The organism is Thermogemmatispora argillosa, from assembly GCF_059696725.1.
In genome coordinates, this window is record NZ_AP019377.1 from 4,474,057 (window position 1) to 4,500,412 (window position 26,356).

21 protein-coding genes are annotated in these 26,356 nt (G+C 59.7%); 4 read left to right on the forward strand and 17 right to left on the reverse strand.

The window, feature by feature from the left end:
* Window positions 1-70: 70 nt before the first annotated feature.
* The 10 genes from glpK to rpiA form a co-directional block, all read right to left on the reverse strand.
* Window positions 71-1,549, reverse strand: a complete 1,479-nt coding sequence (gene glpK / locus AC6H1L_RS17580; protein WP_497601563.1) for a glycerol kinase GlpK — start codon at window positions 1,547-1,549, stop codon at window positions 71-73.
* Window positions 1,550-1,716: 167 nt separating this feature from the next.
* Complete coding sequence (locus AC6H1L_RS17585; protein WP_497598768.1) at window positions 1,717-3,264, reverse strand: amino acid permease; 1,548 nt, start codon at window positions 3,262-3,264, stop codon at window positions 1,717-1,719.
* Between the two features lie 285 nt (window positions 3,265-3,549).
* Window positions 3,550-4,017, reverse strand: a complete 468-nt coding sequence (locus AC6H1L_RS17590) for an SRPBCC family protein (RefSeq protein ID WP_497598769.1) — start codon at window positions 4,015-4,017, stop codon at window positions 3,550-3,552.
* Window positions 4,014-4,907, reverse strand: a complete 894-nt coding sequence (locus tag AC6H1L_RS17595) for an FAD-dependent oxidoreductase (RefSeq protein ID WP_497598770.1) — start codon at window positions 4,905-4,907, stop codon at window positions 4,014-4,016. The genes AC6H1L_RS17590 and AC6H1L_RS17595 overlap by 4 nt, the downstream gene beginning before the upstream one ends.
* A 147-nt stretch (window positions 4,908-5,054) precedes the next feature.
* Window positions 5,055-6,512 carry an NAD(P)/FAD-dependent oxidoreductase gene (locus AC6H1L_RS17600; RefSeq protein WP_497598771.1) on the reverse strand — a complete coding sequence of 486 codons (1,458 nt, stop codon included), beginning with the start codon at window positions 6,510-6,512 and terminating at the stop codon, window positions 5,055-5,057.
* Between the two features lie 393 nt (window positions 6,513-6,905).
* The gene (locus tag AC6H1L_RS17605) at window positions 6,906-7,745 is read right to left on the reverse strand and encodes an energy-coupling factor transporter transmembrane component T family protein (RefSeq protein ID WP_497598772.1); all 840 of its coding nucleotides are present in this window, start codon (window positions 7,743-7,745) and stop codon (window positions 6,906-6,908) included.
* 21 nt (window positions 7,746-7,766) lie between these two features.
* A complete protein-coding gene (locus AC6H1L_RS17610; RefSeq protein WP_497598773.1) occupies window positions 7,767-8,651 on the reverse strand; it encodes an ATP-binding cassette domain-containing protein in 885 nt (294 codons plus the stop codon).
* Window positions 8,636-9,475 carry an ATP-binding cassette domain-containing protein gene (locus AC6H1L_RS17615; RefSeq protein WP_497598774.1) on the reverse strand — a complete coding sequence of 280 codons (840 nt, stop codon included), beginning with the start codon at window positions 9,473-9,475 and terminating at the stop codon, window positions 8,636-8,638. Before AC6H1L_RS17615 ends, AC6H1L_RS17610 begins: the two co-directional genes overlap by 16 nt.
* A 19-nt stretch (window positions 9,476-9,494) precedes the next feature.
* On the reverse strand, window positions 9,495-10,115 hold the full coding sequence (locus AC6H1L_RS17620) for an ECF transporter S component (RefSeq protein ID WP_497598775.1): 621 nt from the start codon (window positions 10,113-10,115) through the stop codon (window positions 9,495-9,497).
* 262 nt (window positions 10,116-10,377) lie between these two features.
* The gene (gene rpiA / locus AC6H1L_RS17625; RefSeq protein ID WP_497598776.1) at window positions 10,378-11,136 is read right to left on the reverse strand and encodes a ribose-5-phosphate isomerase RpiA; all 759 of its coding nucleotides are present in this window, start codon (window positions 11,134-11,136) and stop codon (window positions 10,378-10,380) included.
* 543 nt (window positions 11,137-11,679) lie between these two features.
* Between rpiA and AC6H1L_RS17630 the strand changes: the two genes are divergently transcribed.
* Both AC6H1L_RS17630 and AC6H1L_RS17635 read left to right on the forward strand, forming a co-directional pair.
* A complete protein-coding gene (locus AC6H1L_RS17630) occupies window positions 11,680-13,692 on the forward strand; it encodes a response regulator (RefSeq protein WP_497598777.1) in 2,013 nt (670 codons plus the stop codon).
* Between the two features lie 93 nt (window positions 13,693-13,785).
* Window positions 13,786-13,914, forward strand: a complete 129-nt coding sequence (locus tag AC6H1L_RS17635; protein WP_497598778.1) for a hypothetical protein — start codon at window positions 13,786-13,788, stop codon at window positions 13,912-13,914.
* A 153-nt stretch (window positions 13,915-14,067) separates the two neighbouring features.
* Here the strand turns inward: AC6H1L_RS17635 and AC6H1L_RS17640 are convergent, their stop codons facing one another.
* The 6 genes from AC6H1L_RS17640 to AC6H1L_RS17665 all read right to left on the reverse strand — a co-directional run bounded on the left by AC6H1L_RS17640 (window position 14,068) and on the right by AC6H1L_RS17665 (window position 20,135).
* Window positions 14,068-15,036: a PspA/IM30 family protein gene (locus tag AC6H1L_RS17640; RefSeq protein ID WP_497598779.1), complete on the reverse strand. Its 969-nt coding sequence runs from the start codon at window positions 15,034-15,036 to the stop codon at window positions 14,068-14,070.
* A gap of 226 nt (window positions 15,037-15,262) precedes the next feature.
* A complete protein-coding gene (locus tag AC6H1L_RS17645) occupies window positions 15,263-16,825 on the reverse strand; it encodes a flotillin family protein (RefSeq protein WP_497598780.1) in 1,563 nt (520 codons plus the stop codon).
* A gap of 40 nt (window positions 16,826-16,865) precedes the next feature.
* Window positions 16,866-17,759, reverse strand: a complete 894-nt coding sequence (locus tag AC6H1L_RS17650; protein WP_497598781.1) for a hypothetical protein — start codon at window positions 17,757-17,759, stop codon at window positions 16,866-16,868.
* 220 nt (window positions 17,760-17,979) lie between these two features.
* A complete protein-coding gene (locus AC6H1L_RS17655; RefSeq protein ID WP_497598782.1) occupies window positions 17,980-18,405 on the reverse strand; it encodes a helix-turn-helix domain-containing protein in 426 nt (141 codons plus the stop codon).
* Between the two features lie 289 nt (window positions 18,406-18,694).
* Window positions 18,695-19,342 (reverse strand): LysE family translocator, encoded by a 648-nt coding sequence (locus tag AC6H1L_RS17660; RefSeq protein ID WP_497598783.1) that lies wholly within the window; start codon window positions 19,340-19,342, stop codon window positions 18,695-18,697.
* Window positions 19,343-19,433: 91 nt separating this feature from the next.
* The gene (locus tag AC6H1L_RS17665) at window positions 19,434-20,135 is read right to left on the reverse strand and encodes a dienelactone hydrolase family protein (RefSeq protein WP_497598784.1); all 702 of its coding nucleotides are present in this window, start codon (window positions 20,133-20,135) and stop codon (window positions 19,434-19,436) included.
* A gap of 497 nt (window positions 20,136-20,632) precedes the next feature.
* Between AC6H1L_RS17665 and AC6H1L_RS17670 the strand changes: the two genes are divergently transcribed.
* Together AC6H1L_RS17670 and AC6H1L_RS17675 are read left to right on the forward strand one after the other, a co-directional pair.
* Window positions 20,633-22,588, forward strand: coding sequence for a HEAT repeat domain-containing protein (locus tag AC6H1L_RS17670; RefSeq protein WP_497598785.1), 1,956 nt, complete (start codon window positions 20,633-20,635; stop codon window positions 22,586-22,588).
* Window positions 22,589-22,805: 217 nt separating this feature from the next.
* Window positions 22,806-24,275, forward strand: coding sequence for a serine/threonine protein kinase (locus AC6H1L_RS17675; RefSeq protein ID WP_497598786.1), 1,470 nt, complete (start codon window positions 22,806-22,808; stop codon window positions 24,273-24,275).
* A gap of 200 nt (window positions 24,276-24,475) precedes the next feature.
* On the opposite strand, the gene AC6H1L_RS17680 is transcribed toward AC6H1L_RS17675, so the two are convergent.
* Window positions 24,476-26,242 carry a CocE/NonD family hydrolase gene (locus tag AC6H1L_RS17680; RefSeq protein ID WP_497598787.1) on the reverse strand — a complete coding sequence of 589 codons (1,767 nt, stop codon included), beginning with the start codon at window positions 26,240-26,242 and terminating at the stop codon, window positions 24,476-24,478.
* Window positions 26,243-26,356 lie beyond the last annotated feature (114 nt).

Sequence of the window (26,356 nt, forward strand, 5' to 3'; positions counted from 1 at the left end):
GCGGGCAAGAGCAGGGTTAAGCCTGGGATGTAAGAAAATGGGGGGGCAGAACAGGCACGGGCCGTCTCTATCAAGCGATAGCGGCCCAGCCGCGGGCGCGCTCCACCGCATTAAACCAGCGCCGATAGAGGGCCTCGATCGAACCATTGCCGCGCGGACGGTAGACCTTTGCCTCACGCCAGAGGAGAGCGGTTTCCGTTTCATCGCGCCAGAGGCCGGCTCCGATGCCAGCTAAGAAAGCGGCGCCCAGCGCTGTCGTCTCCTGGACGGCTGCGATATGCACTTCGACCCCGGTGATATCGGCCAGCGCCTGCATCAGGAAGCTGTTAGCCGAAGCTCCCCCATCGACCTTCAAACTGTGGATTGGACGACCGGTATCCTGAACCATTGCCTGCAGCACATCGCGAGTACTAAAGGCGATGCCTTCGAGCGTAGCCCGTACCAGGTGGGCGCGTGTAGTCGCGCGTGTCAGGCCGATGATAGTACCGCGGGCATAGCTATCCCAATAAGGGGCGGCCAGGCCGGCCAGAGCCGGGACAAAGAAGACCCCGCCACTGTCGGGGACCGACAGCGCCAGCTCTAGCGTCTCCTCTGGGCTATGCACCAGGCCAATATCGCGCAGCCACTGAATAGCTGCCCCTGCCACATAGATGCCGCCATCGAGAGCGTAGACAATCTCTCGACCCCGGGACCAAGCGACAGTCGGGAGCAGACCGTGACGCGAGGTTGGCAGGGTGTGACCGGCGTTGAGCAAGATAAAGGCGCCGGTACCGTACGTCACCTTGACATCGTTTGGAGCATAGCAGGCCTGGCCGAAGAGCGCCGCCTGCTGATCCACCAGCGAAGCAGTCAGCGGCAAAGCGCGCCCAAAATGCTCCGATGCGATTGTCCCGAAGAGCGAACAAGATGGCTGAATGTCTGGCAGAATCGAGCGCGGGATCTCCAGTAGTGCCAGGACGTCCTCATCCCAATCGCGCAAATGAGGATTATAGAGCATGGTCCGCGAGGCGGTAGTTTCATCAGTGCGATGCTCGCCCAGCAAGCACCACATCAGCCAGGCATCAGTTGTTCCTGCCAGTAGCTCTCCACGAGCGGCCAGCTCACGTGCGCCGGCCACATTATCCAGAATCCAGCGGATCTTTGTGGCCGAGAAGTAAGGGTCAAGGGGCAGCCCAGTGCGCTCGCGGATCAAGCGCTCGGCGCCCTCGCGGCGCAACTGCTCGCACAGCACATCGGTGCGGCGATCCTGCCAGCTAATGGCGTTATAGAGCGGCTGCCCGCTGCGCCGATGCCAGACTACCACCGTTTCCCCCTGGTTAGCCAGGCCGCAGGCCAGTAGCGGCACCTCACCTGCGGCCTGGATGACCGTGCGCGCATTAGAGATCACGCTCTCCAGCAAATCGTAGGGATTCTGCTCCACCCAGCCTGGCTGTGGATAGGTCAGCGGCACCTCACTCGCTGCCTGAGCCAGGCAGCGAGCTTCAGCATCAAAGATGAGCGCTTTGGTACGGGTGGTTCCCTGGTCAATAGCGAGTATTGCGGGGGCCATCATCCTTGCTCTCCTCCTGTATGATGCCCTTTCCAACGCAGCATAGCCGGCTGCATCTCGTCGCCTGCTGACCTGCTCGCGCGCTGCCTCTCTTAGCGAGAGACGAGAGCACGAGCAGGCCTTGTCAGCAGACCAGTTGACTGAGTGAGCTAGCAAGCCCGACTCTGCTACGTTGTTGATGAGCCTGAGATCTCGGTGGAGGGTGAAGAACTGTTCAGAGCACGTACCGTCTCCTCAATTGGCACTGTCTTGAGCACCTCTGGTCGCGCGATAAGCAGCCAAGCAAAATAGATCAAGCCAAGGGCGAACATTCCCAGCGTGTAGAGCCAGGGGATAGCGAACTGAGCGTCGCGGAAAATCAACAACTCGAAGACAAGCCAGACGAGGGCCAGAATAACCACAGGCCACTCAAAGATGCCCAAGTCGAGGCCGCCAGGAATGGAAGGCAAACGGCGCCGGGCAACCAGGTAGTAGATCACCGTCAGCAGATAGATAATCGCGGGCAAGAGCGTGGCCGCTGAGAAGAGATTGCTGAGGGTCGTTGTCTGATTCTGCGCCAGGCCGATACCAGCGAAGAGGGCCAGGACCAGCTCACAGAGCACGAAAGAGAGCACCGTCGAGGGGACAGGCGTACCCGTATTGGGGTTGACCTGACGCAGCCAGTGCGAGGCCGGGAAGCGCTCATCACGCGACATCGCCCAGATCAAGCGTGTCAAGGTGATAAAGATCACCAGGCCACAAGCAAAGATCGAGAAGGTCACCAGCACCAGAAAGATATCCCCTACGATCGGCCCCAGGACATGCGTAATGATATCGGCTACCGGCGTTGCGGAACCGGCCAGCTCCTGCAGATTATCTGAGGCCAGATTGAGGGCAATCAAGAAAGCAAAGCCGACAATACCGCTCAGCAGGACCGAAGACCACATCGCGAAAGGCACAGTGCGGTGTGCCTCCTGTGTCTCTTCTGCTAGATTGGCCGCGGCCTCAAAGCCCACGATGGTGAAGGCTCCCAACAAGAAGGAGAGCATGAAGGGACCGCTCGAGAACAGGCCGCCGAAGCTGAAGTAATGAGCGGCGGGAACACTGCCAGTGCTAAAGAGGTGATCGGGATGCAACAAGCCGCGAACGCCGCCGACAATCAGGAGCAAGACCGTCAAACCGATGATGCCGACCACCTCGGTGCCAACGGCGGTATTATTGATGCGCGTTGCCCAGACAGTAGAGAAGAGCACCAGCAGCGTCTGAATCAGGATCACAGCCGCTGTGGCGACCCAGGCGTTCACCGGCGTCTCCGTATAACCGAAGAGCGTTGGCAGAACGGTCTGAGCCACGGCGTAATCGACTGCCACCACGTCAACGACCAGGAACGTGAAGGAGATCCAACCCGTGAGCCAGCCGATCTTAGGGTTGATGAGACGCGAGGCCCACTGATAAGAGTAGCCGGCCAGCGGAATACGGGAGGCCAAGGCACCGAAGACGAGGGCTACCAGGAGCTGACCGACGATGACCAGCGGCCAGGTCCAGATACCGCGCGGTCCGCCCCAGTTCAGCACTGAGCCATAAGTCGTGAAGATGCCCGTTGTGATCGAGATAAAGGAGAAACCCACGGCGAAGGAAGCGAAGCGCTTCAGTTCGCGACGGAACTCCTGCCGATAACCGAACTTTTCAACAAGCTGCTCTTCAGAGATAAGCTGAGGTTGCTTGCTGAGCGACATAGAAGGTGCTCCTTTCTCCTGCAGGGCAAATGGTTACACGTTGTTGATTGGTAGCTAGCCGGGCTACCAAGGGCCAGCCCTGCGGGCGCTACACTGGCTGGCTAACTAACCGAGCTGAGAATGACCCTCGGCCCAGAGCAGAGAGAGAGCCGCACTGGCAGGCTCATCTGCCAGCGAGCCACCTGCTAGCTCTCATTCCTTGAGCTGGTGAGGAATGAGAAGAAGACGGGCCTGGGGCTGGCTAGCCGACTGGCAAGCGGAGAGATACTAAGGCAAGGGTCTCCTCTAGAGCTGGCCAGACTCCCGAGCCTGGGTCGAGAAGAGCTGAGCAACATTGGCCGCGAACTGCGACGCCAGACGGTTCGCTGTTGCCCGGATGATGGCCTCGCCCAGGCTTGCCAGACGTCCCAACATCGAAAGTTCGATGGTGTAGCGTACCTCCGTTCCTCCCGCGCTGGGGACCAAGTCAATCACCAGGTGGGCGCGAAAAGCCCCTGCCATTGCCAACGGCTCGCCAACCATCTCGGCGACCAGATGGTCTGGCTCATGGGCCTCCAGCAAAGTACCATGAGCACGGGCGCGGATGGTCATAAACTGGATCTTGACCGCCAGGAGAGCTTCGTAGTGCGTCTCATCGACACGCTGGGCCTCCTCGCAGCCCGGGACAACACGGCAGAGCTGAGTCGGGTCCATAAAGATCTGCCAGACCTGTTCCCGAGGTGCACTGACGCTGACCGTTCCGTTGAGCTTCATGATACACCTCCTGGCAGCAAGGCTGCCACCTCTTTTCCCATGCGTAAGGAATGCTGATGGTCCAGCTCAGGTCTGACTACCGTGCCGATCGCATAGATACCCGGGATGCTGGTGCGATACTGGCCGTCAACGACAATCGCCCCAGCGGCTGTCAGTTCTACCCCGCTGCCCTTCAGCCAGTGCGTGTTAGCCTGCAGAGCAGTGGCATAGATCAGCGTATCGACTTCGATCTCCACTGGCTGATGATCACAGAGCAAGCGCACAGCGCTGAGGCGAGGAAAACCGCAGATCTCCTCTAGCGTCCCACAGAACCGGACCTGACGACCATTGGCAGCGGTGGGGGCGGCTGTAATCACTTCCAGGCCCGCAGCGGCCAGACGTCTGGCCGTGGCCAGAGCATAGCGCGACGCACCATAGACTAAAGCCCGCCGCCCAGGCAAGTAGCCACGGGCCAAGAGCTGCAAAGCCAGGACAGGGGTCATCACACCTGCCGGGCGCGTCCCTGGGATAGCATCATGTTCGCGAGGCCGCTCCAGGCCGCCACAAGCAATGACCACACTCCTGGCGCGCAAGTGCGCCGTCCCCTGTCGCTGGCGCACGACCAGGGTATGAGCCATCTCAGCGTCGCTGGCGGGCAGCAGCCCCACAGCCGTCGTTTGCAAGAGCAACCTCACTCCCTGGGGAAGGCGAAAATCTCGTAGCAGCTCCCACTCTTCCCCAAAGCCATCGGCGGGCAACAGGTAGCGCAGCAAGCCCCCCACCTGCTCCTGATAATCGAGCACCACCGTGCGCCCGAGAGCCGCGGCCCCACTGCGCAGTAAACTCAAAGCGCTCAGGCCGGCTCCGACAATGGCCACATCATAGACCTCTCCCTCATGCAAATCGTTCATCAGAAGCATATCCTCCAGGGTATATGCTGATAGCCTGCTCCTTCTTGCTTGCCTTATCAGCTGCATCCCTGCACTTCAGAGCGCCCCAGGCTCAGGCCAGCCTGGCCGACCAGGATAGGATGAGCGGGAGAGCGCAGTAGAGCCAATCTACTGCCCTCGCTCAGATCGCTCGCCGCTAGGCGCAGTGACGTTCTCCAGGCGCGTCAGGCGTTCGCTGAGCAAGCGTGAGCCGGGAGCATGTTTCTCCAAAGACAGGGGATCGCGCCCCAGCTCCTGCTGAAACAGCTCAATGAGGCGAGGAAGGCACAGGTTGCCCTGGCATTCCCCCAGCATGGCCCCCGTTCGCCGTTTCAGACCGTCCAAGGTCCTTGGAGGGAGGAGCGAGCGCAGAGCGGCCAGAATCTCGCCACGCGTAATCGAACGGCAAAGGCAAACCACTTCACCGTCTTCAGAGGTGCCCCCGCTGAGCGGCTCTGGCAGAGCCTCGCGATAGCTTGTGCGTAAGCGCAATCCCAGAGTCTCCGCGGCCAGCCGTCCAACGTACTCTCCGATCGCCGGTGAGGCCGACAGGCCAGTCGAGCGAATGCCAGCCACATGGATCAGCCGCTCACTGACGGTCGAAGGGCGAATGATATAGTCGCCTGTGCTGCTCACGGCGCGCAGGCCAGCAAACTGCCGAACCGTTGAGGCCGTGGCCATCGCGGGCACCAGCCTCCCTACACCTTCGCGGATGCGTTGCAGCCCCGCCGCCGTAGTCGCCAGATCGCGCTTATCGCTGACATCCTCTGCTGTCGGCCCAAGCAGGACGCCGCCAAAGACAATCGGCGTTACCAGAATACCCTTGGAAACCTCACTTGGAACCGGCAAAATGATTTGCGCAACACCGTGATCCTCCTCGGTAATCAAGAACTCGCCTTTGCGCGGCGTGAGCCTGAAGGAATGATCACCTGCCAGGCGTGCAACCTCATCGGCCCACAGCCCGGCGGCATTGATAACGAGCGCCGCTGAAAAGGCCTTGCCACTGGCCGTACGTACCAGAAGCTGCCTGCTGCCCACCTCGATGGCGCTCACGCGTTCGCCCAGGAAGAGCTGAGCCCCGTTGAGAAGAGCATGCTCACAATAGGCGCGCGTCGTCCAGAAGGGATCAATCACTCCTTCACCCTCAACCAGGACACCCCCAACAACCTGCTCGTTGACGTAGGGGGCGGCCTCCAGGATCTCGGCCCGGCCCAACGGCTGCAGCGCCACTCCGTTGGCCTCGGCCTTGGGCCTGATCTCCCCAACAATAGCAGCCTGCTCCTCCTCGCTGAGGGCCACCATCAGCGCCCCCGTCTGCAGATAGGGAATATGGAGGTGGGTGATCACTTCCGGCCAGAGCTGACGCGCCTCGGCCAGCAGACGTGCTTCCAGCGTACCAGGGCGAGCGTCAAAGCCTGTATGAACAATGGCGCTGTTCGCCTTGCTGGTACCTTCACAGACATCGGGGTACTGCTCTAACAGTGCGGTGGAAGCGTCGTAACGCGTCAGCGCGCGCAAAATCGCGCAGCCAACGACGCCCCCGCCAATAACAAGGATGTCAACATGATCTATGCCAGTCATCTCCATAAGCCTGATTACCTTCCTCGCTCAGGTAGCCCGCCTGGATCGCCGGGCCCAGGCGGCACAACGACGACCAGCACCGGCTACAGCCCTCTCTGCCCTTCCCCCACGTCCGTTCAGATGACTATGATAGTTTATGATACAATTTTACGGAATGGATGATAGTTTGTCAACATTTTCTCTCGCGAGATTGCCACAAGGCAGCCAGCGAGAGAGAGGGGAAGCGCCAGCAAAAGAGCGAGACCGGGAGCGAGCACCAGAGGAAGCGAGAGGCTACCTTATCCTCAGCAAGAAAGCCGGGCGTGCCTTGGGGGAGAGATCAAAGAAGCCTCTTGGGGCGTGGCGTAGGAGCGAGGCGGCTGAACGTGGGGCGTGGGGCATAGCTGGCTGCTGGGCTTGCTAAAAAGGGCTGACTACATTGAGAGCAATCAACAACGCACAGATCAGCACGCTGCACGCCAGAGCCAGACTATCGGAGCTGCTCCATTGCAACGCGCGCAGCTTGCTGCGACGCCAGCCACGATAGCCGGCACGATAGCAACGCGCTTCCATCGCTGTACTCAGCATCTCCACGCGCTGCAGACCGCTCATGAAAAGCGGCACAATGATACCACTTAAAGCGCGAATACGCTGCCACGGATTGCCGCGCCCGAAACGCACGCCGCGCGTTGCCTGAGCGATACTCAGGCGCTCAACCTCAGTAATGAGAAGCGGCACGAACTTCAGCGCCACTACGAACACCATCACTAGCTCATGGACAGGCAGCCCAAAACGACGCAGCGGGCGCAGCAGAGCCTCAGCCCCATCAGCCAGATCGACCAGCGAAGTTGTCAGCATTAAGAGCGAAGTCAAATAGTAGAGGAAGATCACCCGCAAATCAACCTGCGTGCTGTGGATAATGCCCTCCCAAGAAACCGTCAACACGCCCCAGTGCCAAATCGTGCTTGCCGCCTGCGTGCTTGACGTATAAAACAGCACCTGGAACGTAAAGAGGATCAGCAAGAAACTGATGAACATGCGCATACCCTGCAGCACATAGCGCAGCGACAAGCGAGAGAGCCATTGAAGAAACAGGCAAAAGAGCAGACAGATAGCCAATGCTATAAAGTGACTAATATAAGTAACAGCCGCCACGACCAGGATAAAACACAAGATCTTAGCCCGTGGATCAAGGCGTGTCAAGTGGGAGCCATTATCAACATATTGGCCAAAGGAGATATGGCGAGAGATTTCGATCATAATTTCCCCCTGCTGGCAAGGTCAAGAAGAGGAAAGCTGAGGTTCCTGGCTGGTGGCATGCGGAAGGAAACGGACCAGCTCCTCTTCAAGCTCGGCTAAGGTCAGCACATCGCAGCGGAGAGCGGGCCACAGCGAACGCAACCCCAAAGCGATCTGAGTAATCTCAGGCAAGGTAATATCGAGGGCAAGCAGCTCCTCGGCATGAGCCAACACCTCGCGCGGGCTACCACTGAACACGACGCGTCCCTCATGGAGGACGATCACCTGATCGGCCAATGCGGCCACATCGGCCAGGCTGCTGGAAGTCAGCACAATTGTCAGCCGGCGCTCCCTCTTCAAGCGTTGGATCAGCGCCAGCAACTCCTGTCGGCCCTGGGGATCAAGGCCCGCCGTTGGCTCATCGAAGAGAATAGCCTCCGGTTCCAACGCCAAAACCCCAGCGATCGCTACACGGCGCTTCTGGCCGCCGCTCAAAGAGGAAATATAGCGCGTGCGAAACTCCTCGTAGGGAAGTCCGACCGCCTCTAGTGACTCCTGAACCAGACGCCGCGACTGAGCCGGTGGCAGCTTCTTACGACGTGGCCCAAAGGAGACATCCTTGCCTACCGTCTCCTCAAAGAGCTGAGCCTCAGGCGACTGAAAGACGATCCCGACACGCAAACGCAGCTCTTCAACATTAAAAGGCGCCTGATGGATATCCTGACCGCGGAAAAGCACCGAGCCGCGGCTTGGGCGCAACAGACCCAACAGCATCAGCAGCAACGTGGACTTACCGGCCTGGGTCGGTCCCACGATAGCCGTAATCTCGCCCTCGGGAATCGCCAGACTGCAGCCCTTCAGCGCCTCAACAGCAAACGGCGTCCCCCGCATGCGGGTATAGTAGACATCCTTTACTTCAAAGAGCATAAAGCCGCCTTCAGATCATCCAGATTCAGAACCACCTCCGGGAGCTGTGACCATCCTCTAGCGCGCAGGCGCTGGCCAAGCTGTGTAATCAGAGGCAAGCCCAGGCCCGCGCGCTCCAGCTCCTCTCGATGGCGCAGAACACTCGCCGGCGTTCCGTCCAGCAGCACGCGCCCGCGATCCATCACAATCACGCGATCGAAATCGACAAGCTCATGCATATGGTGCGTAATATGCAGCACACTGATACCGCGCTCGCGCGCCAGGCGGCGCACCGTCTCAAGTAACTGCTCGGCAGTGCGTCCCGGGATCATAGTCGTTGGCTCATCCAGGATCAAATAGCGGGGACGCATGGCCAGGACCCCGGCCACCGCCAGACGCTGTTTCTGGCCCTGCGAGAGATCACTGACCGCCCGGTGGGCATATGGTCGCAGATCGAGCAGGTCAAGCACCTCCTCGACGCGCTCCTCGATCTCAAAGCGCGGCAGGCCCAGATTTTCCGGCCCAAAGGCGATCTCATCGATCACCGTATTGGCGACGAGCTGATCATCGGGATTCTGAAAGACGAGGCCCACCGTCTGACGGATCTGCCACAGGCTCTCACCGCCGGCATCAGTACGCAGGCCGTCGACAATGACGTAGCCCTGCTGTGGCAACAGAATCGCCGCCAACAGGCGAGCCAAGGTACTCTTACCGGAGCCATTGTGACCGATGAGGGCGATCGTCTCGCCCTCATCGATCCGCAGCGTGACCTCCGCCAGAGCCGGGGCGATGCCCTCCTCGGCCTCGCCACTGTAGCGGAACGTAACGTTATTGACCTCGATCATAGCACAGCGCGCCTGGCGATTAATAGGGCAGTCTATCGCGCGGCCTGGTCTCGCGGGCACGGGCCAGCCGACCACGGACCGCCTCATAGGAGCGCACGATCAAAGTGATCACAATGGCCGCGGCGATGGCCTCTACTACGGCCTGGGGGATAATCAGCACAATAAAACCCCAGGTCAGGTAACCGCGCAGGAAACCGAGACCGAGCACGAAAACGGTATTCGTGGCTGAGCCGACCGCGCCCGCCAGAGCTGAGGCGGCGGTGCGATTCGCGCGCTGCAAAGCGGCGAAAGCCAGCCAGGAAGTCAGACCGATCAAAATACGCGGCAGGAAAGCGATCAGCGGGTCTTTAAACAAGGCACTACCGGCGCGCAGGAAGCTGGTCAGGCCGAAAAAGAAACCCGTGATCATACCGACCAGCGGGCCTTCAAGCACGGAACCAACGATAACCGGCAGATGCTCCGTCGTGGCAGCCCCCGCCGGAGTTGGCAGAGGAATATAGCCAACGAAAGGAATGTAAGCCATCAAGATGGTCAGGCCGGCCAGCACACCGGCAGTGACGATCCGTCTCGTCGAGAGTGACCAGGGAGATTCCTTCGGAGGTGTAAATTTGCCCTGTGGGCGAAACGTATCATTGCTCAACGCTGGCACTCCTTTGGTCCAGAAGCACTAGCTAGCTTGCTCGCTCGCTGCGGCTCCGCATTGTCTCCTCTGCCAGCACTGGTAGACCAGACAGCCCAAAAAGCAACAGCCAGCGCTGGCCAGGACGCAACAATGGGTCCCACCCGCGATAGAAGAAGAAATAGCTAGACTACAAAAAAACCTCCTCTCCTCTTACGAGAAAGAAGTCGAAGGAGGTTTTTAGATGTCTTAAAAAGATTATAATGACAAAGCAAGTGAGCTGTCAAGGAACGGCTGGACCTGGCGTCACGCTGCTGTCGATCTCGGTGCCACGGACCAGGTGGGTGATCCCGCTTGGACCTGCGATCAGGGCCTCAGTGGTCATATGCAGGAAGAGACCGGTTTCAACCACGCCTACGATCCGTCGCAAACGGTTTTCTAGCTCGCTAGGGTCAGCGATGCCCTCGTGGAAGTAACAATCGAGAATCAGGTTGCCGTTGTCCGTATAGAACGGTTGACCATCGTGCTGGCGCAGCCGGGTCTCAGCACCTAGCGCCTCCAGACGACGTCTGACGGGAGTCAGGGCGAAGGGCACAGTTTCAATAGGCAGGGGAACATGGAGGCCAAGCAGCGGTACCTGCTTCGTGATGTCGGCAATCACAATGAAACGGCGCGAAGCCGAGGCCACCACCTTTTCGCGAAGCAAGGCCCCGCCGCCGCCTTTGATCAGATGGAGATGAGGATCGATCTCATCGGTGCCATCAATATCAAGATCTAGCTCGGGGTGGTGATCCAGATCGGTGAGGGGAATGCCTACCGCCCGCGCCAGGGCCTCTGTGCGCTCCGATGTGGGCACCGCCCCAGCGATCCGCAGGCCTTCCTGCTGAAGCCGCTGCCCCAAAGCGCGGATCATCCACTCAGCAGTAGAGCCACTGCCCAGGCCGATGACCATCCCCGGCTCAACCAGGGCGGCTGCCGCTTCTCCTACTGCCCGCTTCCAGGCTTCCTTCTCCTGTTGCTGTGTGCTTGCGCTTTCCGTCATGCGTTTTATCCTCGCTACCTGCTTGCTTGCATAGGCTGAAAACAAAGAAGCCAGAGGATAGAGGCTTCTCTCTTCTTCTATAGCATATCCTAAAGTGAGGCGCTCTTGCACGGACCTGCAAGTAGCCTGACTGAGCAACACGGTCGGGACTTTGCGCTAAAGCGAGCAGCGCCACGCGAGCTGGCGACCTGCTCACGGCGGTTGACCGCCAGGCACAGGCACGGGGATTGAAGGCCTTCTCCTGTCAAGCGATATATCAAGATAACCTCTCTTGGGGAGAACCCTTTCAAAATTGGTCTTTTTTCGGTACTATGTGCCTAAGCGAGAGAGCAGCGGGTGTCGCTTATCCCTTCTTTTCTGCTGCTAGCCCTTCCCAAGGGGGCAATAGCCAACTCCTGCAGTGCTTGAGGTGGAAAAGCTCGTTCCGCTTGTCACCCCAGCTCTCGCATGGTATCATGGGGCCGTGGCGAGAGAGAAGAAAGGGCGCGATGTTGTAGGGAGGACGGTCCTCACGAGGATGCTGAAAGCACGAGGATACTGAAGATGTCGGAGCAGTCGCGCATTCTTGTGGTCACTGATGATGCAGGAGAGGGTCAGGCGATACTGACGGCCCTGCGCGCTGATGGCTATCTAGTGCAGGGGGCCAGCGGAACTGCGGAGGCCCTTCGCGTGCTCTGGCGCGAGATGCATCATCTTGTGGTTGCTGATCTGAGGCTGGCCAGCGCCGATGATTTTGAGCTAGTGCGCTGGTTGCGGCTCTACTATCCGCGCACAGCCATCCTCTTATTGACGCCGCCCGAGGCCGGCGAAGAACGCACACAGGCCCTTGAGCGAGGCGTAGCGGCTCTCATTGACAAGCCTCTCAATCTCGAACAGCTGAGAGTCGAGGTGCGGCGTCTGCTCACGCAGTCCGGCTTTTCTGCAAGCCTGGACTCCTTTGATCTGCTGGATGTCATTCAGATCGTGACCATGAGCCGTAAGAAAATTGCCCTGGTCGTGAGTACGGACCAGGGAGAGCGCGGCTTGCTACGCTTCCAGAATGGAGAACTGGTATGGGCAGAATATGGGGTACTGCGTGGTGAGGAGGCTTTTTTCGCGCTGGCGGCTCACCGCAATGGGACGGTCTCCTATCAGCCTTGGGAGGACGAGACTGCTCCGAATGTAACGCAGCCGCTCTCTCGTCTCATCCTCCAGGCCCTACAGTATCGGGCGAAGTACGGCAACGAGGCAGGCGGTGGGGCTAGTGGGGCGCTGCCTGCCCAGGATCAGCAGGCCCGCGAGACAAAGCCTCTCGCACTTGACGAGATTGACGATACGCCTTTTGGCCTGCTAGCGGAGGACATGGCCGGCTCGTCGCTGGGCCAAGAGGCGAGTCAAAGCAGCGCCTCTCAGGCTAGTGCAAGCGAAGATGGGACCCGCGAGTGGTGGATGGCGACGGGGTACATGCCCAAGTTAGGGGGGAGTGAGCGGCGACAAGGAGGAGAGAGCGGTCGGAGCAGCGAAAGTGGCGCCCTGCCGGTGACCGGTCATCTGGCTGCTACCTCGGCCCCAGCTCCCGGCGGTGGGAGCACGGGCAAGATGCCAACGCCCAGCCGCCTGCAGCGTCTAGCCCCCTCCGAACCGGTAGAGCTTCCCTCGTGGTTAACTGAGCAACCGACTCAGTCCGAGCTGCCGCCAGTCACACCCGCGACGCGCTCGTCTCTTACCACGGGGCAGGTGCCGGTGGCACCGACCAGGCGCCAGGAGGCAACTTTTGGTGAAGGGCACCCCTCGGCTCCGGCCAGTCCAGAGCAGCCCCTGCACCGTCCCCTTTCGACCGATACAGGCATTCGACTGCGCCGAATCGGGAGCGGGGGCAATGAAAACCAGCCATTGATCGCCTTCTCCAATCCCTCGTCTGGCTCCGGTCCCGGAAGCGGGCCGTTGCAGAGCCTCAAATCTCTCTATCGAGGAAGCGGACCATTGGGCATGGCTTCTTCTCACCCCTCCTCGTTGCCTGGCGTACGTCAAGAAAGCCCCGCTTTGCCTGACACAGGAGCCCTCACCGGTCCCCGCCCAGCAATGGGAGCATCTCAGTCGGCCACTGGCAGTATGCCAAGCACAAGCGTGGGAAGCGCTGGCCGCAGTGGACCGCTCCCGGCGAGCCCAGCCAGCGGCAAAAGTGGGCCTTTGCCGCGCACGACGCGGCGGAATATCAGTGCTATTGTCGCTGCGCTGCAAACACTCGGCTATGCCATTCCGGGCTTTGTGGCGACAGCCGTCCTGAGTATGGATGGCCAGCCCATCGCTCAGGTTTCCGTGGACGACCTCGATCTCTCTCCGATGGGAAGTCATCTCAGGGCGACCATCCAGGGCATCCTGCGCTCGCTGGAGCTGGGTGGCTGGGGTACCTACGAAGACCTCGTCGTGACCAGCTCACACCATCGCCTGCTCTTGCGCCTCATCGAGGGAGGTAGCGCCGCCTTCCATGTGCTGGTTACCACCCGCGAGGCTGATCTGAAAGAGAGCATGGAAGTAATGGCCAATGTTGAGGGCGCAATCGCCGCCGCGCTATAATCCAAAGTAATGGATGAAAGCAGGTATGCGGCAAACCTGCCCGCCTGTGAAGCTTCACTAACAACACGCAAGGATAATAGAAGAGTACCAACGATGAGTGAAAGCCAGAGCAAAGCCCCAAAAACGGAGGAAGAGCGGCGGCGAAATCAATACTCCTTCATCATTGGGATGGTCATAGGCATGATCATCCTCATTGCCTTTACGCTGCTCTTTAGCCATTGATAAGTGGCCGAAGCGGCGAGAGCAAGGGGCGCCAGAGGAGGAAGGTAAGTAAGTCTGCCTTGCACCTGCTCCGCGGATGAGCATAGGCACCATAGGCCACAGCGCCACCGGATAGAGGCAGGACCGACTGCTAAAGCCAGCGACTTGGCTTACTCATTCGGATGGCTCATCCGGGTGGCGGTGGTGGGCCTGGAGCGTCTCTAGCAGGAGCGGGAGATCTGCAAGTGTCGCCTTATCGAGAGCCTCTGTGGTGCGTGTCGTTGCTCTGCTAGCGGCTCGGCGCGCACTGGCCTGCGTTCGGCCAGAGGCAGACGCCGTCTGCTCCTGTTCCTCCCCTTCCTCTCCAGGCTGGGGGGGAGCTTCTGGCCTCTGCGGGCCTTTCATCTTCAGCGAAGGCACCCTTTGGCTCTGCTTGTGAGTCTTCAGCGCCTGTAGCTGCTGCTCAAGATCCGCCAGGCCAGCATCGGCGCGCGGTGACTGAGACGCTTGCCGGAGCGCCGAGAGAGAGGGTGACAGCGTCTCCGTAGTCGGAGGCCGATCGCCAGCGTCAGATCGCTGTTGCTCCTCTTTTGCCTGCAGATGCTGATGCTGTCCGCCGACCAGATGGGACTGAAGCCGTTCCCGCCGCTGCTCGATATCCTGCCGCCGCCGCTGTTGCTCATCAAAAATACGCTGCTGAATACGTTCCTGCCGCTGCTGCATCTCCAGCAACTCACTGGTTGCCTCCAATTCGCGCAAACGCGCTTCAAGCTGCTGGAGAGCATCACGCATGGTGTGGGCGAGCTGCTCCTGAGCCTGCCGCTGCTGCTCATAGCGAAGAGCGAGGCGACTCACCTCGTTGTATTGCAAAAGGGCCGAACGTGCAGCCTCCTCGTTGCCCTGCCGAAGAGCCTGCTCAGCCTTCTGTAGCCAGGTGGCAGCCTCCTCTTGTTTCTCGCGCGCACGGCGTTGCAGCTGATGGGCAGCAGCAATCGCCGTGGCCACCTGCGTTTTCACCTGTACCAGTTGGTTGCGCATATCAAGCTGTAACTGACGGAGAGATGACTGTGGATCTGGAGCCTTCTCAAGGAAAGCATCGATGTTGATGCGCAACAGCGTAAGGACTCGTTCCAACAGGTTCATAGCACATCCCTTTCCAAAGAGACATAGCGGACCTCTCACCGGCGGTGACAACAGCAGGCAAGGGAAAGCGCAGCGGGAAGCACTCGCCGCTTCCCGACGCCTTCCCCACAGAGATGGGAGCGAGCAGACTGGCAGCCAGCAGCCTCACTTGCTCCCCTGGCTCAGCGGCGGCGTAGCCAGACGCTACCCACAGAGCAAGAGGCTGGCTTGCCAAAGGCCCTGCGTCTTAGGCCTGATGATTGCTAACCCCGGAGCGATCAACACCGGCCTCTGCCTCGCTGGCGCGTTCGTCACTACTGGTAGCCTGTTGATCAGTCTGGCCCTTGAGAGAGGGAACGCGCGCCATCAGCTCATTGATCCGTACGCCGCTAAGCAACTCAAAGAGCGCCGGAATTTGAGCCGCCATATTCATGATATCACCTGTGAGGCGGCTGGCACCGACGCCATTAGCGCTATTGCCGGTTGAGACGATCGTCACCTTGTCAACCTTGCTGAGTGGCTCGGCAATCGCACGCACAATCTCTGGCATATTGGTCAGCAGCTTGTCAAGCACTGCCGCCTGATTGTACTCATGATAAGCGGCGGCCTTAACCTTCATCGCTTCAGCCTCAGCCTCACCCTTAGCACGGATCACCTCAGCCTCAGCCAGGCCCTTAGCACGGATCACCTCAGCCTCGGCCATACCGCGAGCCCGTGCCGCTTCAGCCTCACCCATGCCGCGCATGCGAGCCGCGTCGGCCTGGCCCTGGGCTTCAAGGATCAGGCGCTGACGCTCGGCCTCAGCCACCGTCTCGATACGGCGACGCTCGGCCTCGGCAGCCTTCTGGACTGTAGCTTGCAGCTCTAGCTCACGACGCTGGATCTCAGCCTCCTGGACACGAATCTGCGCGTGCTTCTCGACCTCGGTGACCTTGATCGCCTCTTCGACAACCCGCTGCTGCATGATATTGGCTTGAATGTCATAGGCCTTATCAGCAGCCGCCTGCTGCTTCTTGACCTCGGCGTCAAAGGCCGCCTTCTTGAGCAGCAGGTCGCGCTGATACTCCGCCTGCTTGGCCTGAGATTCGGCCTCGGCCTTGGCGCGTTCCTGATCGGCAAGCGAACGGGCGATTGCGGCTTCGCGAGCCGCCTGAGCCTGCTGGATCTGCGTATCGCGAGCGGCGAGAGCGGCAGCAATATCGGCCTGCTTGCGGATCTCGGCGATCTGCGGGCGTCCCATATTGGCGATATAGTCATTCTTGTCGCGCACGTCCTTGATCGTGAAGGAGATGACCTCCAGGCCCATCTTCTCCATATCGGCGCTGACCGTCTTGAGCATTTTGGCGCTGACGCTCTCCGGGTCCTTGACCAGGTCCTCAACGGTCAACTGACCGACGATGCCGCGCAGGTGTCCCTCCATTACCAGGCGGATCAGGTTCTCCCGCTCCTGCTGACTTTTGCTCAAGAACTGCTCCGCCGCCGTTTTAATGCTCTCCTTATCGGAGCGCACCTTGATCTGAGTGACCGCCTCGACATTGACAGCCACCCCCTGCGAAGTATAGAGATCCTGAGCCGGAGCGACATCAAAGGACATCAATTCAAGGGGAAACTCCTGAGCGCGGCTAATCAGAGGGAAGACGAACTTTGCGCCGCCGGTGACCACATCGGTACCCCCGGCGCCGTAGATAATCAAGGCCCGGTTAGGTCCCACCTTACGGAGCATGCTGGCCCATAAAGCGATGGCGATAATGACCAGCACGACAAGCAGCAAGACGCCGCCGACAACCAGCCCGAGAATGCCATTGAACATAGCAGCCTCTCCTTACTTACAACGATAGCGTTTCTGAGTATCAGAGGAGATCTTTACCAGTAAGCAACTCGGAGCGATCATTTCCGTCCTGATCCTGAAGGAGCGCGCGCAACTGCTCCAACTCTGCGCCAGTTGGCGTATGCAGCGGCTGCTGTCCTGGCTCGCCTTCGAAGAATCGCTCCCAGGTCTCCACCTCAGCGATACCGCGCTCGTAGTTGAGGATAATCACCTCCTGTCCGCGTTCGATAGGCCGACCATCGACACTACGGGCTGGCACACTCTTACGCAAACCGCCAGGCGAGACATAGATGACCTCGCCGACGCTATTCTGCCGGATCGGCAGACTGACCTTACCGATCAAGCCCGTGCGATCTGAGACATCCTGAATAGTCTCAGCCTCGCTGTCACCAAAGATGCGGAACAGCAGCGCCAAGACCAGCCCTGCCAGCAGCAAACCTGCGAAGAGGGCCAGCAGGAGAGAGAAGAGGACATCCAGGTGAGTAGCGTTATGGAAGACGTAGCCGAAGAAGCCGAAGCCCAAGAGAAAGAAAATCACTGTCCAGGGATTAACCCAAGCCAGGAGATGGGAGAGCCACGAAGAGGAAAGACTCTGAGCGGGCTGGCTCTGGCCATGAGCGGGGCCCCCATGCGTCCCTGGGCCATGCCCGGAAGAAAGATGAGCAACGTGACCGGCGTGACCAGCGCCTGTGTCTACAGACACACTGGAGGCCGAAGGACCCAAATGGGCATGGGGCAGATGCAAATGTTGAGCGAGACCATGCAGGCCATCGGCTACATGGGGGCCAGTGCCACCAATGTGGTGGGTCAGACCATGTCCCAGGCTCCCGAGCAGCGCCGAAATGACCAGGAAAAAGGTCCCGAACAGAAAACAACCGATGAAGACAAGCGAAAGCGGATCAGTGGCAATGAGCATAACCCGGCTCCTTTGCTGCTGCTGCTGATGCTGCGCACACGCAACGGCTCTCACAAGAGAGCTGTTGCGCGCTCTACCTTCAGGTCCACTGTGTATAGACGCTTCACCTATGCAGGCTTACAACGCCATGACCCTTTTCCTGTTGCGCTGCCGCCTAACGGCGAGAGACAGGCCTGACCTCGCGGGCTGCTTGTCAGGAGGTAGCGACTTGCCTACGGCGCTAGCTCCTGCTCTGCTGTCCCGAGCCAGGCCCTGTCAGCGTATGCACAAGCTGCTCAAGCTCAGAAAGAGGCAGGGCCAACAATTCACTGAGCAAGGCCAGGTAGCGGCGCGGGTCCGTTGTTTGCGCCAGGGCAGTGAAAAAGCCAGCCACCTCCGGCTCTGCCCGCCACTCTTCGGCGCTGGCCTCCAGCCAGGTAGCAAGGCGATCGCTCTCTTCAGCCACGTCTGTCAGCAGATCAGTGCTGAAGTCGGGAGGGTCACTGACCAGATAGCCTGGATGCACCTTGAAGAAACGGGCCAACAAGTCACGCGTGGAAGCCGTCAGATGAACCCGCTTCCCGCTCTCCAGTTGCGACAGATAGGCCTGGCTAATGGTCTCACCGAGCTCCTTCTCCATTGCCGTGACGACTTCCGTCTGCGTCATAGGCCGGTTGAGGCCGCGTAGCTCTCCTTCCACCTTCCGTAAATGCCTGAGTTTCTCAGCGAGATCCATAGTGCCTCACATAGCTATTTGTTAAATTACCTTTTTCTACTATAGCGATCTGCTATCAGCGTGTCAAGTAAAGAAGAGAGCACGCCCGCAGCTCCCTCCCTTCCTTCTAGCAAAGAAAGCTGCCTGTCGCGGTCTGACCAAACGGATTGACAGACGGGTAACCGATCGTCAGCAGCGACGCGTCAATCTTTTCTCCCACTGGGCTGGGCTGGATCGAAGCCTATAGCAAGCTGCTCAGACCCTCAGCCAGGAGCCACAGGCCCAACGCCATCAACAACAAAGCGCTCAGGAACAACACCCGGCGATAGGCAGCGCCCTGAAGCCAATGGCGGCTGCGGTTGACAGCGAAAGCAACGCCGAGCTTCGTGCCAACCAGACCAGCGTAGAAGCTAAAGAGGAGCAAAACAGGCCCAACGGCCCCCTGCTCCTCATAGTTGCGAATCAGCAACTGAGCTCCCACGGTGCCCCAGAAGAGATAAGGGTGGGGGTTCAGAGCATTCGTCACAATAGCGCGCCAAAGCACAGGGCCACCGGCGCTGCTTGCGGAGACCGAGGAAGCGAGCCTCTGAGGAGAGGAAGGCGTGCGCCCATAGCCATAGGCTGTCAGGGCCGTCTCGCAGCCCAGATAGAGCACAAAGAGTCCACCGGCCACCGCCAGCCAGCCCAGGGTACTGGCCGGCAACTGGCTGATCAACAAGACGGCCAGCAGAATAATTGGCAGATCGGTCAAGAGCGGGGCCAGCGCCACCAGATTGCCAGCACGCCAGCCGCGCTGCAGCGTCTGCGTGATCACCAGGCCGAGCATTGGACCTGGACTGATACCAGCGGTGAAGCCGTAAGAGATGCCCAGGAAGAGAGCAGTTAACATTGGCGGCTCAAAAACTCTGATCGTGCCCGCCGTCCGGCTCTCATTGACTGCGGGGCCAATTAGGCGAGCCGGAGGAGAGCCAGCGGCTTACTTACTGGCCGAGCTTCTCTTTGAGGAAACGTACGGCCAGAGGCCAGGCCTCGGCAGCCGCCTTCTCGTTCCCCATGCCATGCATCGGGTTCAGGAAAGCATGGCCCGCATCGTAGACCTTGACCGTGATATCCTTGCCGGCCTCCTTGTAGACCCGCTCGACCTTCTCGACCTGCTCCATTGGGATACTATCGTCGTAGCGGCCATAGATTGCCAGAATAGGAGCACTAACCCGGGCCACATTCTCCGGCTGAGGATCATAGCCGCCTGCGTAGAAGGGCACAGCCGCAGCCAGATCGGAATAGCGCTCAGCCACCGTATAGGTCAGTAAACCGCCGACGCAGAAACCAATGAGACCGAGCTTTTTCGGCTCCACATTGGGCATCGCCTTGAGGGTTTCTAGCGCTCCGATGATCTCTTTGACGGCGCGATCCATCTTTTCGCGGATCATCGTCATCATCATCTTGAGCGCATCATTTGGCTCAGTGGCAATTTTCCCGTGATAGAGATCGGGCACGGCCACGATAAAGCCCTCGGTAGCCAGCTTTTGGGCCAGATCCTGAATGTGCGGCTCAATACCCCACCATTCTTGGATCATCACAACACCGGGATGCTTCAAGTCGTCATCCGGCTGAGCCAGGAAGGCATAGGCGCCGTTGCCATTGACTTTGAGGTCTACCAGCGAGGTACGTATGACTGCCATAGCTCCGACTCCTTCAGAAGTAGATAGAAAATAGTGCGCTTCTGGCCGCGATCATCTCTGCGGTGTGCGCTACATGCAGGTCTACCCCCTATAATTATATACTAGACCGGCTGCGCGCGAGCAGCGCCTACCTTGCCAGGCGCTGTGACCAGGCTGGAAGCTCACATAGAAAGGGCACAGGGGAGGCGGAACCCATCGTTCGACAGTACAGAGGGCTGGCTCTGCCCATAGCACAATAGTCTTGACCGTAGAAAGCGAAAGCGCATACAATAGCGAAGAGCCTGGCTGACCGCTGGCATCACCGGCAGGATGCCAGATGAGCGCGCTGGCGGTACAGCTGCCCGCACCTGAGCCTGATCAGGTGCAGGCGGGCATGGCTGAAGTAAGAGTAAGTAAGTAAGGCAGACAGGAGCATCCAGGGGTCTCGGCGGTTAGGATCGGTTGCTAGGGAGTTGAGCCGCATCCTGATACGGAAAGCAAGAGGATACTGAAAGAACATGGCAGACATGTATCATGATCAGCCAGCGAAGCCGACGTTGGGGCAGGAAGCCGACACGACGCCGGCGCCCGACAAGGAAGCGCCCGCCGTTGAGATGAGGCCACAGGGCGAGACGGTGCCGCCTGAGAGAGAAGAAGGAACAGTACCGGCGGCAGCGGCGGAAGACGAAAGCGCGCCAACTGCCATATCGCTTGAGAGCGAGAGCGCCGGGCCGCGTGATGTCTCTGACGCAGCGGCAGCCGGGGCGGAACACAGAAAGCTCCCTGACCAGGCTGTCACGGTAGAGCATCTGCTTCTTCGCCAGCCACAGCCCCCCTTGGACACAGAATCGCTGGCAGTCAGGGAGCGCTTGAGTCGGCTCCGCACCGATGCCACCACCTTGCTCACCGATTTGTATTGGAGAGCGATCAGCCTGGAGGAGGCAGCCAGGCGCCTGGTACCGCTACTTGACTTCAGCCCGCTTCCTCAGTGGGCCTCTCTGGTCGCTGCCCAACTGTATGAGATCGATCGGGCTGGTATCCTGGTGCCTGTCTGGCGGATGCTGATTGAGCGCACTGAACCCCAGGAACAGGGAGCGCTTCAGGGAGGCAATCCGGCGGAGACACCTTTAGGGAAAGCGCGCCGTCTCGCAGTGTTGATGCTCGGCAACTATAGAGACCCTGAGCTGACAGCCCTGCTTGGACGTCTCGCTCTTGATGCCCGTCTCTCGTTTTATGCCGCTCAGGCTCTACTGCGCCAGAATACCTTATTGGCCCGTCAGACGCTTGTGCGTGCCCTGAAAGAGGCAGAAGGGTGGGCGCGGATAGATCTGCTTGAAGCGTGCCTGAAGCTGAAACAGTCTGGCTTCTTTGATCTTCTGTTAGCTGTCGGTCTAGAGCGCATTACGGGACTCGAGGCCTATGTGGCCCCCTCTCTTTACAGCGCCATTCCCTTGGAGACCTATCTTAATCCCCCGCCAGAGGTAACGCTCCCGCCGAAGCTGGTCCAGCACGCGGCGCTGATCTGCTACTATGTCTTCCTGGAGAGCATTCGTCATGCAAACGCCCATCCTGAGCAGCCGCCTATCGCCTTTGACCGCGAACTACAGCCCCTGGCCCAGGCTCTCTTCACAAGTGCGCGCCGCTATGGAGGCTGGCAACAGGTCGTAGCGCTGCATCAGCTCGCCTTGCTGCTCGGTCGCTACTGGGCTGGTATCGCGCGCGGCCTGATCCGCGAACCGCGCATTGTGCACATGGTCGCTAGCTGTCTGCCCCTGATGCCGGAGATCGAGCCCTGGATGAACGGACCAGCGCGCGATATTTTGCTGGCGGCTCTCCAGGTTCAGGATGAGCGAGCCTGGTCGCCAATCGTCAGGACGCTGCTAGACCTGCGCGAGTTGCGACTAGCTACTCCCTTACTTGATGTCTTAGCAAAAGCCCGTCGTCTGGAGAGCATTGAGGAGGCGCAGCGTCTTGCGCTGGCCTGCGAGGCCCTGGCTGCCCTTGGGGAAGGCAGAGCATTAGAGGCCTACCGTCGGCTGCTGCGCGAAGTCGTTGCGTTCCAGGATCGCACTCTTCTAGCTCAGCGAGCGGAGCCCCTGCCGCCCGAAGATGAGCATGTGCCAGGCAGCATACTCGCTGTAGCCGTGCTGCGGGCCCTGGCTCAACTTGCCACCCGTGAGGGCCTTGACCTTGTCGCGCAGGCCTGCCATGACTTCGATCCGGTTGTCCGCGAGGCCGCTTTAGAGACGCTCATGAAACTGGACGCACATGGCGAGCAGCGCCTCAGTCGCATGCTCATGCGGGAAGCTCTCAGCGACCAAGCGCCTGGAGTAGCGGCTTTGGCCTGTCACCTGGCCGCTCAGTACCACGATCGTGAATCGCTCCCGGCCCTGCGCTACCTGCTTCAGTCGCGCCCTTCGGTGCGTGAGGCCGCAGCGGCGGCACTTGCCCAGCTAGAGCAGGCCGTGGCCTAGCACGCCTGGGCCCGGCCCTGCACTGGCGGTAGAGATCCCCCGGCGGTCCCGGGCCTCTTTGCCTCTCTTGCAGTCCTGCGTCGTAGCCCCGTCTGTATACTATACAATAGGAACAAGAAAACTCTATTTGCCCGTCAGGGAGAATCACTGTCCCTCTCTCGCGGCTGCTTCCTGGCGAGCTTTCTCTCTGTTATCCAGGTAGTGAGGGTCAAATAGAATGAATATGTTGGTGGGGAAGACGCTCGGTGGATATCGTCTTTTACGGCTCCTCGAAAGTGGTGGGATGGGGGATATCTATCTTGCTCAACACGAACGCATTGGGCGCAAGGTTGCTATTAAGGTCATCTGTAGCGATCTCCGCTCTGCTCCGCTCTCTCCCGAAGGTATTCAGGCCGCTCGCCGCTTTATCCGCGAAGCACGCGCTGTCGCTGAGCTGGAACATGAGCATATTCTGCCTCTCTATCATTTCGGTGAAGAGACACTTGAGCCAGACTCAACGGTCATTACCTATCTGGTTATGCCCTATCTTTCTGAAGGCTCGCTTTGGAAGTGGCTTCAGAGGCGGACGCAGCAGTATGGCTTTAGCTGGCCCATTTCGGCTGAGGAAGCAGGCTACTATCTGCTCCAGGCTGCGTCAGCCTTGCAGTGCGCCCATGATCATGGCATCGTCCACCGCGACATCAAGCCGACAAATTTTTTGATTCGGGTGGATCGCAGCCCGCTCAGTCCCACGATGGATGCTGAACGGGCGGCCCTGCTGAATCGTATCTTCCCGCATGGACGGCCTCATTTGCTACTGGCTGATTTTGGCCTGGCGACCTTCTACCGCCAGGGCCGTTCGTTCCACCGCTCTGTCGGAACACCGCTCTATATGGCGCCGGAGCAGTTTGACGATCCTGCTCAAGCCGATGCGGTTGCTGTTGGGCCGCCAGCCGATCAATATGCCCTTGCGGTCATGATCTATCAACTTGTCACTGGGCGCGCTGTCTTCGAAGGGACCGCCAGTCAGCTATTACATCATCACCATCATACTCCTCCAACGCCTCCCAGCGTCTATAATCCTTCTTTACCTCGCGAGCTGGATGAGGTCTTTCTGCGGGCGTTGGCTAAGAAACCGGAGCAGCGCTTTCCGACGATTCTCGCCTTTGCCCAGGCCTATGATGCCGTGATTCAGGCCAGGCTACAAGCTGGCAGTCAGCCGCATCAGCAACGCAGTGAGGTACGAGCGCTGGCGGTAGCGCTCAATCGCCCGGCCTGTCTGGCTGTGCCAGAAGCAGTGGAAGAGCGTCTGATCACCCCGAGACGCACGCCCCAACCAGAGGAAACAACCCTCAAGGCGGCGGCCCAACTGCGGAAGGCCCAGGAGGAGCAGGAGGGGCGACAGAAACAGAAACAAACGCCTGCCCCAGCCAGCGCACGGCAACCTGCACAAGATACGGCGTCGGAGGAGAGGAGCGAGCCGGCGCCGCTCAGCGAAGGCGAACGCCGTGCCGAGGCCAGCATCGAAGTTGCTGTCCCCTCGATACCGGGATCGCTCCTGCTCACAAGCCGCTTGTTCGTTCTGACGCTGACCTTACTGGCCGTAGTGGTACTCCTCGGTGGCCTCCTGCTAGTATTGTTGCTGCTCGCAGATCATCTTGGCCTGTTCTCCCATGCCATGCAGGCAGGGACGCATCTTTGGTATTGAACAGCACCTGGCACCGCGATAGCCGCGCCGGACAGGCCAGGAGCAGCCACGCAGTGGCGCCTGACCTGGCAGGCCCACGGCCCCAAGGGACTGCCGACGCGGGATGGCCAGCCCACTCACTGAAACTGGCAGGCGTACCATCTGATCAGCCCATCTGGGGAGCGTCAGCTCTCATGACAGGCTATTTCCCTCCTGATTGGCTAGTGCGGTACAATTGGCAGAACAACATAGGAAGGGTGTGCACGATTATGGAGGATCGTCTGCTGAGCAGAGACCATCTCAGCACTGGCTCCCAGCGGCTGGCCAGTATTCGGGTTGCGATCCCAGCGAGGGAAATTGCTGCTCGTGATGTCCAGACGGATACGGTGGCCTGCTTTAAAGACATTGCTGGTTGCCCACAGATCAATCACGTATTCATAGGCTTTGCCCGGCTCGATCAGCTCGGGTTCGCCCCCGCGCGGTGCATGGCGGTAGCGGGCCCGAATGATGCCGTCTGTCAAATTCTGGGCATAGCCATCGGGATGGACATCGACCAGGCGCGCTACAAAGTCAGTATCGGGGGCGCTGGAGGCGGCCCACAAATGGACGCGGATCGGACCGGTGACCTCCAGGTCTTCCTGAAGGGGAGCACTGGTATAGACCAGGACATCGCTACGACTCTCGACGGGGCGCTGATCGAAGGGGCCGGCGGGGTACTCGGGAGCCATCAGCAGGGCACCACCGCGCGTGATCACCGGGTTGGTTGGATCATAGGTATACTGATCAGCGCTCTCATCCTCTGGCGGCTCGGTGGAGAGAGTGCCGTCGCCGTGCAAGGTATTGGCGTGGCCCTGGCTATGCAGGTAGTAGCGTGTCTCAACGGCGCGGGCCAGGGGCCATTCTTGCTCATCGCGCCAGATATTAGCACCCATCACGAAGATCTTGATGGGAGCCTCTTGGGCGATGCCATTCTCAATACCCTTGAGCCAGTAGTCGAACCAGCGCAACTGATAGGTCATAAAATCCTGCTGCAGATTAATAAACGCTGTCGTCGAAGCGAAGCCGAAGGTCTGCTCGCCAACCAGGGTGCCCTGCGACGTATGGGCCCAGGGACCAATCAGCAGCTTGCTCTGACGCGCCTGGGGAGTAGCGCCGCGCTGACGCATGGCCGTGAAGTGCTCAAGCGTATCCTGCAAGAAGATGTCATACCAGCCGCCGCCGTTGAACGCTGGCACGGTCACGCGATCGTGCTTCCCACTGATATTCATGTATTCGGCGGCAGCGCGCTGCATCGGGAACTCCAGGGCCAGAAAGAACTGGGGCGCGATCTCCTGGGCTTTCAGGGGACGGAACTCCTTGAGAGGCAGCGACCAGTAGCCTTCCTTGCCCAGTGCATCCATTTCCTTCGCCCAGAGAGCGATCGCCTGGCCCAGGGCCTGGGGATCATTGCGATGGCGGCGCATCAGGACGTCCATGCCCATCTGCAGCTGCCAATGGGCCATTGTGCCCAGCTCCAAGGCTCCGCCGCGGAAAACCACACCATTAAAGGGATCGCTCCAGGTGAAAAGCGGTATCATCGCCTTCAGGGCGGGAGGCTGCTCAACCGCCGCCGACCACTGAGTGAAGCCGAAGTAGGAGGCGCCATACATTCCGACCTGTCCATTGCTATATGGCAAGCGGGCAGCCCATTCGATCGTATCGAAGCCATCGCGCGCCTCATTGGCCATTGGTACCCAGTCGCCGTCGGAAGTAAAGCGACCGCGTGTATCCTGTACGATGACCACGTAGCCGCGTCTGGCGGCCTGGACAGGGTCCAGAATAGCGTTGCCAAGCGGCAGATCCTTGCCGTACGGCAGGCGTGTCAACAGTACCGGCCACTGTCCTTCACCGGCCGGTCGATAGACATTTGCGCGCAATATGGTCCCATCGCGCATACGAGCAGGGACATCATAGTCCACGATGACTTGCTGACCCGATTGCGTTGTCATAGGTGCTGAAACTCCTTCATACCAGGATACCTGCCTGCCTTTGTGGCGGCCTGCCTGGCCGTTCAGGTCAGGCCAGGCCAGCCCAGACGAGGCCTGGCTAGCTAGCTAGAAAGA